A 15,507-nucleotide genomic window follows, 5' to 3' on the forward strand; every position below is an offset into this window, starting at 1 on the left:
ATGGCTGAAACTAGTAGAATTAGAATTGCTGGGGATAAAGCCGATTTTGTCAAGGCTTTGGTTGCTAATGATGGGGCCCAGGGTCCCTTTCAGACCTTTGCTGATGTGATTGCTTTTGCTGCTGCTTTAGGTATTAAATATCAGAAGCGTATTCCATTTGAAGAAATCTCTAAAAGGGATCCTTCTCCCATCAGATTAGATGTTTTTGCAACATCAGGATATGATGTGTTGATCAAATTACTGGCAATTGTAGAAACGGAGAACATTCAACTTTTATCACCTAATAATGACGAAGAAGAAAAACAACGTAATCAAATTTTTGAAGAATATGCTAATGGAGGGTTAGAGATTTTAGAGACTCAAATCAGAGGATCCGTCGATTATACGGAGAGAATTCTATTGTTTTTACAGCGTGAACATCAAACAATTGATGGGGAAGATGGAGAATTTGATCTCTCTAGATTTTTATCCTAGTCTCCCCCATTTGTAATCTAAGTGGGTGATTGGAATTAAATATAAGATGAACGTAGAACGTAGGTTGGGTTGAAGTATGAAACCCAACACCCCCATGGGTTACCCTACCGCTAACCCATCCTACAAATAATTACGCCTCCCTACTTATATGGATGGAAGTCCTACCTCTTGAGCACTAACCCAGTTCCCATCAAAGTCAATAGCACGATCTTCTGTGGTTCTAGCACTTGCTATTGCTTTGCGTAGTTCTGCAATTTCCATCTGGTCTTTGATTTCTCCCAATAGATAAATTAATAATTTTACTGCCAATTCTTTTTTAGACACTTGAACCCGCTTTTTATTCGGATCATATAAAACTCCATACCATAGAGAATTAGGAAACTCCATTTGACTAAAACCACCCTGAAGATCAAATTTTTGCAACTTTTTAAAAATGTTTTCTAATAAGAGACCATTTTTAAAAACTAAAATTCCTAAAGCTTCTGCTAAGGCAACTTGTGCCACAGGACGAAATAAAATATTGCCCTCACCACCAACTTTTTCAAAACTGAATCGCCGTAAAACAGTTGTATCTTCATGATCTAAAATCTTATAACTAGGGAGGGTGGCTAAATGGTCAAATAGCTGTTGAAATTCCCTAATTCCTTCTGCTAACTGGTCAGGGTCTGGACGCATGGGAATCAATCCCTTAATTTGGGTTTGCCAATGGGGAAATTTGTATCCTAAATATTTAGTTGACATATCTTGTAAGGCTTGTAATGTGGTCAATACGGTGGAATTAGCTGCTACTGTGGCGCTGTTCCAGTTAATCCGAGGTTTCCGATTCTCTCTGTGCGCTAACAGGGGATGACTTACTGCTATTTTTCTGGCTACAATTGCAAAACCATTATCTTCATTTAATTGGATCAGTTGACCTTTAGTCAAGGGGGTAGCCATTAAATTCACATGCACAAAAATTGATCTGACTCTCTGTTTGGCTTCTGAGTAGGTTTCTCCACTATTGACTGCACAAATAAATTCAATTCCAATTTTTTCCTGGGGTAATTGTTTGAGATAGTCAATATCAATCCTATATTGGTCTACCAACTCTGACAGATCTATATAACTATCAGTGGGGATTTTATCTCGGTTATATTTTGTTATTCTTCCATTTTCTAACAGTTCTAATAAACCCTGAACTCCCATTAATCTATGTTGACCGTCTAAAGCATAGATATTTACATCTTTTTCTGCTACATTCAATAGACCAATATGACCATTTGCATCTAAAGGGGTAAAATCAGTAGTTGCTTTTTTGGCGCGTCCCTCCCCACCCCATAATTCTGATTTTGCATCATTCGCCCAGGGTTGATTGATTACAACTAGTACTGGTGGAAACTTATGATTTCTATGTATAGTTAGATATTGTAATAATGAAGCTTGACGTGACCAATCTAAAGAACGCTGTTGAATCTGCTCAATACTATCCGCGTCAATTTCAATGTTGTCTGTAACCGGATTATATTTATTTTGCAATATCGGTAGAGTAGAAGCGAACTCAACCTTTTTTGCAAACCATTCCAAAGTAACTGAGCCTAAATAAGCGGTAATATCACCCATTTTCGTTTGTTGAACTATAATTTGAGATGGAAGTTGAGGGGGTTGACCTACTGGGTACTGAGGAAAAATGCTACGGTTATCTTGAGGTATTTTTGCCATGAAGTTAATTTTTTAAAAACTTAATTGGAGATTAGGTTGTCTATTTTGCCAAAATATTACATACTAGTACGAAACTATAGTTGTCAATACTTTCTAGAAATTTCCCTTGTAAAGGTCTGATTTACATTCCCGACCTTGAATTCCCACAGAATTCATCGGTGAATTGATAAGATCATCAGCAATTGTCTTCCCAATTATCCCTCCTAATTACAACAATTATCCCCAATTACAACCATGGTGACATCAGAAAGTAAAACCCCGCCGAATCGAACTGTAGCTGAGCTGGTGGAGAATATTCTAGTTCTTACGAAAGAAATTCAGCAATTATACTGTTTGGACGACATACCCTGGGTGGTTGGTTATTCTGGAGGAAAAGACAGTACGGCAATCTTACAACTGATTTGGAATGCTATTTCTGATTTACCACCAGAAAAAAGAACTAAGACCATTCACGTCATTACCACAGACACAGGCGTAGAGAATCCTTATGTTTCCGCTTGGGTACGTGCTTCTCATGAAAATATCAAAAAAGCTGCCCAAGAACAGCAAGTTCCCATGCAAGCTCACCTTTTACAACCAGAAACAAAGGAGACATATTGGGTGGGTCTAATTGGTAAGGGATATCCTGCTCCCCGTCAAAAATTTCGCTGGTGTACTGAACGCCTAAAAATCAGCCCATCTAACCGTTTTATTCGTGATATGGTTAGGGAAAGTGGAGAAACAATCCTGGTTCTGGGTATTCGCAAGACCGAAAGTAAAAATCGTGCTGCTACCATGAAAAAAATGGAGGCTAAAAGACTGCGCGATCGCCTGAGTCCCAATGGCAATTTACCCAATTCCCTAGTTTACAGTCCCATAGAAGATTGGCGGACTGATGAAGTTTGGCTATATTTGATGCAGTGGAATAATCCTTGGGGACACAGTAACAAGGATTTATTTGTAATGTATAGGCAATCAACGGAAGATAATGAATGTCCATTGGTTGTTGACACATCTACTCCTAGTTGTGGCAGTTCTCGTTTTGGTTGTTGGGTTTGTACCCTAGTTGATCGTGATGTATCCCTGAGTGCAATGATTCAAAATGATCAAGAAAAAGAGTGGATGCAACCAATAGTTGAGTTTAGGAAGGAATTAGATATTGAAAATGACAGAGAAAAAAGGGATTTTCGTCGTATTTGGGGGGAAGTTCAATTATTTGAACGGAACAGAAATGGGGAAATGTCGGTTGAACCCATACCTGGGCCATATACAAAATATTGGCGAGAATACTGGTTAAGAAAATTATTAACAGCACAAAAACAGATGAGAGAGAATGCACCAGAAAATATGGCCAATATCACCCTAATCTCAATGGAGGAACTGAGTGAAATTCGCCGTATTTGGCTGGAAGAAAAACACGAATTTGATGACAGTTTACCCCAAATATATGAACAAGTGACAGGAGAAAAATTTAAAGATTCTCGACCTGGCGCAGATTATAGTCTATTAGGTGGGGATGAGTGGGAGGTTTTAGAACAAATCTGTGCAGGTAACTCTATGGAATTAGAGCTGATGGCAAAGTTACTAGACACAGAAAGACAATTCAAGAAAAAAACCCGCCGAGTAGGAATTTTTGAAACTTTAGAAAAGTGCTTTCAAACCAGTTCCCGTTCCCAACAAGAAGCTATTGACTATGCTCATTTTAAAAGAGATCTACGTCTAGCAGCTAGTGAAGGCAATGTAGCGACAATTCGTCAGGCATTTAAACAATTAGATATACCACGGGTGCAAGAGCAAAATAACACTGAGTATAACACTGAAAATAAGACCGAAGATAAAAAACCCCTAGAGCAACCACTGAGTTTTGCGAGCATGAAATATAGAAAGTATGAATATAAGCAAGAAGAATAGATTCTTAGATTATTAGTTTGCCATCTTGATTTTTGAACTGCTGGAATTATGATTTTTTTAGAACTTGTACTGCAAAACTTTGGTCCTTATGCTGGTAAGCAAGTGATTAATTTGGATACCAGAATCGATCAGAATAACATTCGTCCAATTATTCTTTTGGGGGGGATGAACGGAGGAGGAAAAACCACCCTGATGGATGCTATTCGCTTGGCATTATATGGAGCAAGGGCCCAATGTTCCACCAGGGGAAATTTAAGTTATGGTGACTTTCTCACCCAGTGTGTGAATAACAAAGCTGACCCGATTAATAAAACCAGAATCGAGTTGGTTTTTGAACACATTGAAGATGATAAACCCGTGAGGTATCGGGTAGTGAGAACTTGGGAAAAAAACCCCAGGGATGGTAAAGATTCCCTGGGAATTTTGGGGGATGACGAAACCTGGCCCCAGTCTTTAGCCAATATCTGGGACGAATACATAGAAAATATATTGCCCTTGGGTATTTCTAATTTATTTTTATTTGATGGTGAGCAGGTCAAGGAACTAGCAGAACAGGAAGTTCCTCCTCCCATAGTAGTGGATGCAATTAATGGACTCTTGGGATTGGAGTTAGTAGATAAATTGTCCTTAGATTTGGAAATATTAGTCAATCGCAAAAAAAAGGAAAATGCTGATGATCAGGATTTGGCTAAGTTGGAAGAATTGGAAACCCGTTTGCATAAACAAATGGAGCAAAAAAATTCTCAAAAATCTCAGTTGCAAGACCTAGAGGAGCAGGTAAAAAATTTAAAAGTTAAATATGAGGAAGCCCTAAATAAGTATATATCAGAAGGTGGCAAAATTGCCGGGGAACGCAGTCAACTGGATAGGGAGAGGGAAACTCAGGTTGGCAAGGTGGAAAATCTGCGGAAAACTTTATGCGAATTGGCTGAGGGTGTGTTACCTTTACAGTTAATTAGTAATTTATTATCTCAAGTCCAGATCCAGGGTGAAAAAGAATTAAGACTTCAACAAATACAGTTACAAAATCAAGTGGCTAGAGATATTTTAATTACTAGAGATAAAAGATTGGTTTCCTTCCTCCATCAATTGAATCTAAAACTGGAAACAATCACCAGTATTGAAAATTTCCTGCTTCAGGATATTGATAGTTTATATATGGATTTATCTACTAAATTGTATGATAGTAAAACAGTTAAAGCAAATGTGAAAGCCAATAATGCCAATAATTATGAAGGGTCTTTCTTACATGCAGACGAAGAAACTTTAAGTTCTTTAGATCGTCTGATCTATGGCTTGCCAACAGTCCAAAATAACGCCAAAAACCACCTGCTCGAACTGCGCAATTGTCTAGAATTAATTGTCAGCCTAGATAGGCAAATTCTAGCTGCTGCTCCACCAGAAGCATACATCAAACTACAAAAAATCCGAGAACTGGCTGAAAAAGAATGGAGTCGAGCAAATACCAATTTGGAAATACTCAATCGTCAGTTCATCAATTTAACTACCACCATTGATAAAACCAAACGAGAGTTGAATAGTTATACCGACAAAAATCTTAAATATCAAAGTAATCAACATTTGATTGCTTCAGTCCATAGAGTACAAGAAAATTTGAAGTTGTTTAAAGAAAAACTAACTTTAAGGAAATTAAATAAATTAGAAGAAGAAGTAAAAAACTGTTTTTTGTATTTACTACATAAATCAGATTTGGTCTATAGAGTGGGAATTGATGCTAAAAGTTTCCAACTCTCATTGTATGATCTCCACGGTAAATTAGTCCCTAAACATAGACTATCCGCAGGAGAAAAACAACTCTTGGCGATCGCCTTTTTATGGGGTTTAGCAAAAGTGTCTGGAAAACAACTACCGGTGGCAATTGACACCCCCCTAGGAAGACTAGATTCATCTCATAGAAATAACCTACTGGAAAGATATTTCCCCACAGCAAGCCATCAAGTAATTTTACTATCCACAGATACAGAAATAGCCAGGAAAGAAATAGCAATACTCAGAGAACATCAGGCGATCGCACGAGAATATATTTTAGAGTATGATTCAGGAAAAAGAGAAACAACCATCAAAGAGGGATATTTTTGGTAATTAGGTAAGAGAGTTAATATCATATCAGGTATAAAAATGGAATCACCCATAGAAAGAATTAAACTATCGCAGACGGCCAAGGATCAACTGTTGAAATTAAAACGTGTCACCCGTATAGAACAATGGAATATACTATGTCGGTGGGCGTTTTGTCGTTCTCTAGCTGAAACCAGTCCCCCATCACCCATACCCATACCCCAAGACAGTAATGTAGAGCTGACGTGGAAAGTATTTGGGGGAGAAATAGCAGATATTTTGCTGTTAGCACTAAAACAACGGTGTAATAACGACGGTTTAGGAACAGACTCAGAAACCCTAATCACCCAATTTCGCTTGCACCTACATAGAGGTATAGGATATTTAGCAGGGGATCCAAATATTAAGAGTATTGAAGATTTCATAGATCTGACTAGCAAGAATGTGAAAAGCTAGTAATAATCTAGTTGATCAACCATAACACCAGAGATGATTCAAGAAATCCAAGCACTAAAACAGGCATTTTATAGTCGCAAGATGGGGAGTTTGCTGTTGCTCGGTTTTGCTTCCGGGTTACCACTGTTTCTCACCACTCGCACCCTGCAACTATGGATGAAAGATGCTGATGTAGAGGTTGCCAAAATCACATTATTTAGCCTAGTCAGTCTACCATACTCCTTAAAATTTATTTGGTCTCCCCTAATTGATAGATTTTCTCCATCCTTTTTAGGGGGGAGGAGAGGTTGGTTGTTCCTTACTCAATTGGGGTTAGTGCTAGCAATAGTAATCATGGCATTACAGCAACCAACCCAAAACACCCAAGTGCTAATCACCCTAGCCATTATATCATTTATTATTGCCTTTTTTAGTGCCACCCAAGATATTGCTGGGGATGCCTATAGAACGGAAATTTTAAAGCCCCTAGAATTGGAAACAGGAGCATCTGTATGGGTTTTAGGTTATCGGGTAGCTCTATTTATTGCCTTTTCTTTAGCAGCATGGTTAGCAGGATTTCTGTCATGGAATATGGTATACCTACTCATGGCAGGATTTATGACCGTGGGACTCATTACCACTCTTTTGGCTCCACCAGAAACCCAAGAGAAAAACAACTCACCCAAGACCAACAATAGGTTTTTAAAAACTAAGGATCTTATATTTCTCCTGCTGATTATCACCATAACTGCTGCTTTAGTGGGGGGTGTAATTTCCCAGGTAATCCCCCTGCAAGTCTTTTATTGGATATTAGGTGGACTACTAATAACTTGGGTTCTGGCCTCAATTATCTTGCCCAAACCCCAACTAAATGAACACTCCCAAGACCTGACACCACACACCCTACAAGAAGCAGTCATCTTACCACTACAAATCTTCCTAGAAAAATATGGCATTAGTAAAGCACTAATTATCCTCATCTTCATTATACTCTATAAACTGGGTGATTCCCTCGTAGGAATCACAGCCAACCTATTTGCCAAAGAAATTAACTTTAATAACCAGGAACTAGCAACAGTTTACATTATTGGACTAATAGCCACCACCACAGGGGTCATCCTCGGTGGAATAATAATGTCTAAAATTGGCATCAACCGCGCCCTTTGGATATTTGGCATCCTCCAACTACTCAGCAACCTAGGTTATTATACACTAGCTATTGTTGGCAAAGACTACCCTCTCCTGGCGATCGCTATTATGATCGAAAACAGCAGTGCTGGACTAGTCACCGTAGCTACAGTGGCTTACCTAATGAGCTTATGTAGTCATAACTTTACCACCACACAATTTGCTCTATTTTCTAGCCTTATGGCATTAAGTCGAGACATACTTTCAGCACCTGCAGGGGACTGGGCAAAAGCTACTGGTTGGCCAAATTTCTTTCTGTTATCTATATTAGCAGCTTTACCTGGATTAATACTGTTACCTATAGCCGCCCCTTGGAATAATAAATCGTTAACAGTAAACAGACCAGGACTTGAAAAGGAGGATTTATGGAACCACAAGCAGTAATTATTCTTGGTACAATCGTATTAATAATTACAGGGTTGTTATTGGGTTATGTAGTTTCACAATTAGTTTTAGGATATTTGGGGTTTAGCCTTCTTACCCTGCTAGGAACAGTCAGCCTGGTGTTGATTTTTGGTGCCCTCTACTACGTAATATTTTGGCAATTGCGACGACAGTTACAACCAGCAAATTTTGGTTCTGTCAAACAAGTAGATGAGGAAATAACAGGAAGTTACCTGAAAAACAGACTCATTACCAGACTATCTGGTGATGTAGCTGCTGCGGAAAGATTAATTGAACAGGCCCAACAAAACTATCCAGGAATGCCAGAAAATTGGTACTGTGAAAAAGTCCTTGATGATTTAGATCGGGATCAACATTAAAACCACTCAGATTATTACAGATCATGTCTATTTTTCGTCAGTACATCGCTCCCTTGCTCGTTGTTTTAGTATTTTTAGTTGCCTTGGCTGCTGTCAGTGCGAGGATTTTTCTACCCGCCGATATGGCTGCACCCGCTCCAGTTGGCACAATCGTTCATCATTTATCAGTTTACACCCTAAGTTACAATTTTAACATTTGACTTTGGAATTTCCTTTGCCGGACTATTCTCTTCGTCGAGGTTCTATCCTAGACAAGGCCCTCTTGGTCAAGTTTATCCAGCGTACTTACCAAGAAATTTTTCCCTCCCGAGATTTTTCCCACCTGTCCCGTACTGTGGAGAACTATCTTTCCAATGATACGCCTTTGTGGTGGGTATATAAAAATCAGCAACCGTCTCCAATAGCTTGTTTGTGGGCTGGTAATGCCATAGATCAAGTAACAGGTAGTCGTCATACCCACATATTTCTACTTTATGTAGAACCTACCCACCGTAGACAGGGTATTGCCAAAACCCTCATGCAACACGTGGAAAACTGGGCTAAACAGAAGGGAGACCCACAAATTGGACTCCAGGTGTTCACCACTAATACCCCTGCTCTAGAGCTTTATAAACAGCTAGGTTATCAAACCCAATCCCTCTGGATGATAAAATCACTTGAGGGCTGATTTTTAACTAACTGATAAAGATATTATGTATGACAAAGAGAATGTTAGTCTGCTCGATGATGAAGTAGATCTACAAAGTCCACTAGATAATATAGAACCAATTACCTCGGAATCGGAAATAGTGAAACCCGATCCTGATGTCATGCTAGAACTCTTGCAAGCATCCGATTCTAAACAAAGAATGTTGGCTGCTCGTGCTTTTTGTGATATTTCCGATCCACGATCCATCCCCTACCTAATTAAACTGTTATCTGATTATTGTCCTTTAGTTCGAGTTAGTGCGGCATACGCCCTAGGTCGTAATACTGCTATGGAAGCGGTTGACCCCCTAATTAATCAGCTAAATCTTGATTTAAATGGTTATGTGAGAAAGGGTGTAGTTTGGGCACTAGGTAATTGCCATGATCATCGTTGTTTAAACCCCCTCACGGATGCTTTAAAAACAGATATTCCCGCAGTGCGTTTATGGGCAGCCAGTGCCTTAGCGCAAATGGCAAATATAGGTTATGAGGCTATAATTCGTGCTATACCACCTTTAATAGAAGCCTTAGTTCAAGACCCTACTCCAGGAGTGCGCAGTAACTGCGCCTGGGCCATTGGTCAACTCTGTAAAGAGTTACCTTCTAATATTATTTACGCTACAGCTATAGACGCCTTAATTCAAGCCTTTGCTGAAGACCAGGATTTAGGAGTTAAAGAAGATGCCAAAGCTTCACTATTAGGAGTGGGAGATCCTCGTGGGTTACAACTCATTGAAACCCTAGAACAGGAAGGTTGGTTTTAGAGATTCCCCACCCTGAGGTGGGGATGAATCCAGAACTATTGGGCAATTACAGGGGTATTTACGGAAACATGTTGTATTTCTTTTTCCGCAGTTAAGGTGGGGACTGAGTCCCGCAATCTTTGAGTTAATTGTACTGTGGTTGCATCATAAATTTGGGTGAGCAACTTAGGGTAAAAACCAATACCAATAATGGGGACTAACAAACAGGCAATAATGAATACTTCCCTTGGTTCAGCATCAATTAATGCTTGGTGAGAAACTAACTCGTCGTTTTCTTGACCATAGAATATTTCCCGCAGCATTGACAGCAAATAAATGGGCGTTAAAATCACACCGACTGCCATCAATAATACTACAATCACCTTAAAAGTGGGGTTATAAGCATCGCTAGTAGCAAAGCCCACAAACACCATTAATTCCGCTACAAAGCCACTCATTCCCGGTAAAGCTAAAGAAGCCATAGAACAGGTGGTAAACATAGCGAAAATTTTCTTCATCCGCTTACCAACCCCACCCATTTCATCCAGCATCAGGGTGTGAGTCCGGTCATAAGTAGCACCCACTAAGAAAAACAAACTCGCACCGATTAAACCATGAGAGACCATTTGTAAAACCGCACCACTTAAACCCAGATCAGTAAACGAGGCAATACCTATAGTGACAAAACCCATGTGGGATATGGAAGAATAGGCGATTTTCCGTTTCAGGTTGCGCTGAGCAAAAGAGGTTAAAGCCGCATAAATGATGTTTACCACACCCAAAATGACTAATACAGGAGCAAAATAGGCATGGGCATCAGGTAACATTTGGGCATTCATGCGAATTAGAGCATACCCGCCCATTTTGAGCAAAATACCTGCCAACAACATGTGTACTGGTGCGGTAGCTTCTCCGTGAGCATCTGGTAACCAGGTATGGAGGGGAATGATAGGCAATTTAACCGCATAGGCAATTAAAAAGCCGGCATATAGTAGCAGTTGTAAGTTGAGAGCATAGTCTTTTAAGGCTAGGGATGACATATCAAAAGTAATATTATCACCATAGAACGCCATAGTTAGAGATCCCAGCAGAATAAACAGGGAAGCACCAGCAGTATACAAAATAAACTTAGTTGCTGCGTAATGGCGTTTTTTACCACCCCAGATAGCCAGTAAAAGGTAGACAGGAATCAATTCCAACTCCCACACCAGGAAAAACAACAACATGTCCTGAACTGCAAATACGGCAATTTGGCCACCGTACATAGCTAAAAGTAAAAAGTAAAATAGCCTTGGTTTAAAGGTTACAGGCCATGCAGCTAAAGCAGCCAAAGTTGTAATAAAACCCGTCAAAATAATTAGAGGCATGGATAAGCCATCCACACCCACAGACCACCTCAAATCTATTTGTGGGATCCAGGAATAACTTTCTACCAATTGAAGGTCGGGATTGGAGAAATCATAACCAGTGTAGAAAGCAGCGACAATCAAGGCAAAATCAATCAGACCCACAATTAAGGCAAACCAACGGACTGTTTTACCCTCCTTATCGGGGATGATAGGAATGAGTAGTGACGCAGCTATTGGAAAAAGAATAATCGTCGTCAACCAGGGAAAATTAGGCATATTCATGACAATTTATCTGTAATTAACATGAAGTTGGTACGGGAGCCCCTAATTAGTGACCTTATCCACTCCACGACATTTATATTTTCAGCTTTTAATTCTCTAATAAATGCTCAAAATTATCTTAAAGTTGCCTTAATGGACAATTGGAAACATTTAAAGAGAACAAAAGAAGTGAGGAATTTAGACCAACACCCACATTATTATCATCCATTCCCCCATAAGGACAGGATTTGGATAACAAAGATATAAGATTTTCCTCACTTTTTCCTAATTAAGCCGTAAAATACTTAGCTGTCGGATGATAAGCAATAATTGCAGTTGTAGACTGTTCAGGATACAACTGTTCACTTTCATCCATATACATACCCATCCTATTAGCATCTAATAATTGTAGCTGCTTGTGTTGATCGGAAATGTTGGGACAAGCTGGGTAGCCAAAACTATATCGAGAACCCTGGTAACGTTGAGCTAAAATATCCCGAATATTATCCGGTTCAACATCGCCAAATCCCAGCTCCTGGCGTATTTTAGCGTGAATCCATTCCGCTAATGCCTCAGCAACCTGTACTGCTATCCCGTGAAAGTAGAGATAGTCAGTGTATTTATTCTCAGCAAATAAATTTTGGGCAAACTTTGTTGCTACCTCTCCCACAGTTACCGCTTGCATGGGGAATACATCAATCAATCCTGACTCTTTGGGAGCAAAGAAATCAGCAATACAATATCTTCTCCCGGAGCGTTGGCGAGGAAATTCAAAAGTTGTGGTAATTACAGGATTTTTACTATTAATGTGGGTAGTTTCGTAAATCAATAAACTATTACCTACTGCTTGACAGGGGAAATATCCATAAATTACCTGGGGATGCAATAATTTCTCCTGGATTACACGTTGCTTCCAGTTTTCTAAAAGGGGGTAGACCGTATCAATTAAAAACTCCTGGTGTTCCGCTTGAGACTTTTCTTTGGGTTTGCGAAATTGCCATTGTCCCACTATCAAAGCCTGTAAATCTAAATAGTACAATACTTCCTCTAGAGGAATATCCTGGGGTTGTAAAAATCTACTTCCCCAAAAAGGTGGTTGAGGACGTTCAATATTGGCATTCACGGCTTCAGAACGTCGGGTATCTACTTCCGTGGGTTGCTGTTTTACTTCCTCCTTAATCCGCTCTTGGGGATTAATCTCTGGAAGATCTCCCTTAACCTCATCCAAAAACCCTTGTAAATCATCCCATTTACCCGCTGCTTTTGCTGGCATTAATTTATCCATAAAATTCAAGTCATCAAAAGCATCTTTACCATAGATCACCTTGCCGTGATAAGTGTTTTGACAATCCTGGTTGACAAACTTAGGAGTTAATGCTGCACCTCCCAAAATTACAGGAACCGTAATGCCTTTTTCATTAAAAACCTCTAAATTCTCCTTCATAAATGCGGTGGATTTAACTAATAAACCACTCATGGCAATACAATCAGGTTGGTGCTTTTCATAAGCCTGAATGATATTTTCCACCGGTTGCTTAATCCCCAAATTAATCACCTTATAACCATTATTGGATAAGATGATATCTACCAGATTTTTACCAATATCATGAACATCGCCCTTGACCGTGGCAATCACAAAAATCCCTTTCCCATTACTACCAGCTCCCGACTTTTCCATATATGGTTCCAAATAGGCCACCGCTGCTTTCATGGTTTCTGCTGATTGCAAAACAAAGGGTAGCTGCATTTGGCCAGCACCAAATAATTCACCTACAACCTTCATCCCATCCAACAAGAAAGTGTTGATAATATCTAAGGGGGGATACTGCTCCAAGGCCTTGGCTAATTGCGCCTCCAAACCTATTCTCTCACCATCAATAATATGTAGTTTCAACCGCTCTTCAATGGGCAAACTTTCATCAATTCCCCGATTCTGTTTAGCCTTAACTCCCGCAAATAATCTCGTTAACTCAGCTAAGGGATCATATACACATACATCCCCATTAAACCTGCGCTGATCATATATTAGTTGTTTACACACTTCCTGATGTTGTGGGTCAATTTTCGCCAAGGGCAAAATTTTGCTTGCACTAACAATAGCTGCATCCATCCCAGCTTCCATTGCCTCATGTAAAAACATAGAGTTTAATACAATCCGCGCTGCTGGATTTAAACCAAAGGATATATTAGACACACCCAAAATTACATGACACTCGGGCAATTCTTCCCTGATCCGGCGAATAGACTCTATGGTCGCACTGCCATTTTTCCGATCCTCTTCTATGCCAGTAGAAATCGGTAAAGCTAAAGTGTCAAAAAATATTTCTGATGCAGGTATGCCATACTCAACCGCTTGACGATAAGCGCGCTGGGCAATTTCAAACTTCTTCTGTGCTGTTCTGGCCATTCCCTCCTCATCAATAGTACCAATCACCACACCAGCACCATACTTTTTCCCTAATTCCAACACCTTTAAAAAACGTGGTTCTCCATCTTCATAGTTAGTGGAGTTGAGTAAACACTTACCCCCAGCCACTTTTAAACCCGCTTCCATTTTTTCCCATTCGGTGGAATCCAGCATTAGGGGGAGAGTTACATTATTCACAACCCGGGAAACTAACTCGTGCATATCATGCACCCCGTCTCTCCCCACATAATCAACATTCACATCTAAAATGTGAGCCCCCTCCTTAACTTGACTGCGAGCTATGGAAACTAAACCATCCCAGTCCTCAGCATTGAGCAAATCGCGGCATTTTTTGGAACCACTAGCATTGAGACGCTCACCAACTATTAAAAACGAATTATCCTGTGTGTAATTTTGTGTGGAATAAATTGATGCAGCAGCAGGTTCCAAACTTGGCTGTCTCACCTTTGGTTTTAAATCCTTAGCAATTTCCGCCAATTGTTGAATGTGATCTGGTCGTGTCCCACAGCAACCCCCAATCACTTGGACACCAAGATCTTCAACAAAATGCATCAACGCCATGCGCAGTTCTAAGGGAGTCAGTTTATAGTGAGCTTGACCACCTATATTTTCCGGTAACCCCGCATTGGGAATGCAAGATACAACAAAAGGTGAATGTTCTGATAAATACTTAATGTGTGGTTTCATTAAGTCCGGACCAGTGGCACAGTTTAAACCTAGAATATCAATGGAATATGGTGCTAAAATGGTTAAAACGGCGGCAATTTCTGTGCCAACCAGCATGGTGCCCATACTTTCCATGGTGACGGAAACCATAACCGGTCTTCTTTCACCTTTTTGGCTGAAAACTTCCTCTATGCCATTTAATGCAGCTTTAATCTGTAATACATCTTGGCAAGTTTCTACAATAAATAGGTCTACCCCACCATCAAATAGAGCTGTTACCTGTTCAGCAAAAGCTGATTTCATGGTGTCAAAGTCTATGTGTCCTAAAGTTGGCAGCTTGGTGGTTGGACCTATGGAACCAGCAACAAATCTGGGTTTTTCTGGAGTGGAAAACTCCGCAGCTACACGTTTAGCCAGCTCGGCGGCGGTCTTACTTAGATAATAAGCTTGATCCGCTAAGTCATACTCTGCTAAAACTATGGAGGTGCCACCAAAGGTATCAGTTTCAATTACATCTGCGCCAGCTAGTAAAAAGTCCCGGTGAACTTTGGCCACCGCCTCTGGTTTGGTGTGTATTAGGTATTCATTACACCCCTCGTATTCGGGACCTCCAAAATCCTCAGCGTTTAGGTTCTGAATTTGTAGGTTTGTCCCCATTGCACCATCAAACACTATAACTGGATGTTCAGGACTATGTAAACGTTCAAGAAAGGAATGGGTCATATTTTTAAACGCAGCTCAAGATTTATAGGTTAACTTTTAGTAACATTTTAGTAACATTGGCTTGGAATATGAAGTGGAAATATTTTAGTTCACTTGTTAGTTCATTTGTGCAAAGGTTAATT

Annotated in this window: 12 protein-coding genes; 9 read left to right on the forward strand and 3 right to left on the reverse strand. The window is 39.9% G+C overall.

Features of this window, described 5'->3' with window-relative positions:
- The gene (locus tag ASL19_RS03290) at window positions 1-474 is read left to right on the forward strand and encodes a DNA phosphorothioation-associated protein 4 (protein ID WP_057177279.1); all 474 of its coding nucleotides are present in this window, start codon (window positions 1-3) and stop codon (window positions 472-474) included.
- A gap of 144 nt (window positions 475-618) precedes the next feature.
- Here the strand turns inward: ASL19_RS03290 and ASL19_RS03295 are convergent, their stop codons facing one another.
- Complete coding sequence (locus ASL19_RS03295; protein WP_057177280.1) at window positions 619-2,172, reverse strand: DGQHR domain-containing protein; 1,554 nt, start codon at window positions 2,170-2,172, stop codon at window positions 619-621.
- Window positions 2,173-2,406: 234 nt separating this feature from the next.
- Between ASL19_RS03295 and dndC the strand changes: the two genes are divergently transcribed.
- From dndC to ASL19_RS03330, 8 genes are read left to right on the forward strand one after another with little or no spacing between them, the layout of a single operon-like run.
- Window positions 2,407-4,062 carry a DNA phosphorothioation system sulfurtransferase DndC gene (dndC, locus tag ASL19_RS03300; RefSeq protein ID WP_057177281.1) on the forward strand — a complete coding sequence of 552 codons (1,656 nt, stop codon included), beginning with the start codon at window positions 2,407-2,409 and terminating at the stop codon, window positions 4,060-4,062.
- Between the two features lie 48 nt (window positions 4,063-4,110).
- Window positions 4,111-6,165: a DNA sulfur modification protein DndD gene (gene dndD, locus ASL19_RS03305; protein ID WP_057177282.1), complete on the forward strand. Its 2,055-nt coding sequence runs from the start codon at window positions 4,111-4,113 to the stop codon at window positions 6,163-6,165.
- A 36-nt stretch (window positions 6,166-6,201) separates the two neighbouring features.
- Window positions 6,202-6,597, forward strand: a complete 396-nt coding sequence (gene dndE / locus ASL19_RS03310; protein ID WP_057177283.1) for a DNA sulfur modification protein DndE — start codon at window positions 6,202-6,204, stop codon at window positions 6,595-6,597.
- Window positions 6,598-6,630: 33 nt separating this feature from the next.
- On the forward strand, window positions 6,631-8,148 hold the full coding sequence (locus tag ASL19_RS03315; RefSeq protein WP_200959803.1) for an AmpG family muropeptide MFS transporter: 1,518 nt from the start codon (window positions 6,631-6,633) through the stop codon (window positions 8,146-8,148).
- Complete coding sequence (locus tag ASL19_RS03320) at window positions 8,130-8,528, forward strand: hypothetical protein (RefSeq protein ID WP_057177284.1); 399 nt, start codon at window positions 8,130-8,132, stop codon at window positions 8,526-8,528. The genes ASL19_RS03315 and ASL19_RS03320 overlap by 19 nt, the downstream gene beginning before the upstream one ends.
- A 23-nt stretch (window positions 8,529-8,551) precedes the next feature.
- On the forward strand, window positions 8,552-8,728 hold the full coding sequence (locus tag ASL19_RS18125) for a hypothetical protein (protein WP_167317731.1): 177 nt from the start codon (window positions 8,552-8,554) through the stop codon (window positions 8,726-8,728).
- Between the two features lie 14 nt (window positions 8,729-8,742).
- The gene (locus tag ASL19_RS03325) at window positions 8,743-9,195 is read left to right on the forward strand and encodes an N-acetyltransferase (protein ID WP_057177321.1); all 453 of its coding nucleotides are present in this window, start codon (window positions 8,743-8,745) and stop codon (window positions 9,193-9,195) included.
- Between the two features lie 25 nt (window positions 9,196-9,220).
- Window positions 9,221-9,979, forward strand: coding sequence for a HEAT repeat domain-containing protein (locus ASL19_RS03330; protein ID WP_006275779.1), 759 nt, complete (start codon window positions 9,221-9,223; stop codon window positions 9,977-9,979).
- 35 nt (window positions 9,980-10,014) lie between these two features.
- On the opposite strand, the gene ndhD1 is transcribed toward ASL19_RS03330, so the two are convergent.
- A complete protein-coding gene (gene ndhD1, locus ASL19_RS03335) occupies window positions 10,015-11,583 on the reverse strand; it encodes a photosynthetic/respiratory NAD(P)H-quinone oxidoreductase subunit D1 (protein WP_177169515.1) in 1,569 nt (522 codons plus the stop codon).
- Between the two features lie 274 nt (window positions 11,584-11,857).
- Complete coding sequence (metH, locus tag ASL19_RS03340) at window positions 11,858-15,385, reverse strand: methionine synthase (protein ID WP_057177286.1); 3,528 nt, start codon at window positions 15,383-15,385, stop codon at window positions 11,858-11,860.
- Window positions 15,386-15,507 lie beyond the last annotated feature (122 nt).

Source organism: Cylindrospermopsis sp. CR12, from assembly GCF_001432185.1.
In the GTDB taxonomy this organism is placed as follows: domain Bacteria; phylum Cyanobacteriota; class Cyanobacteriia; order Cyanobacteriales; family Nostocaceae; genus Raphidiopsis; species Raphidiopsis raciborskii.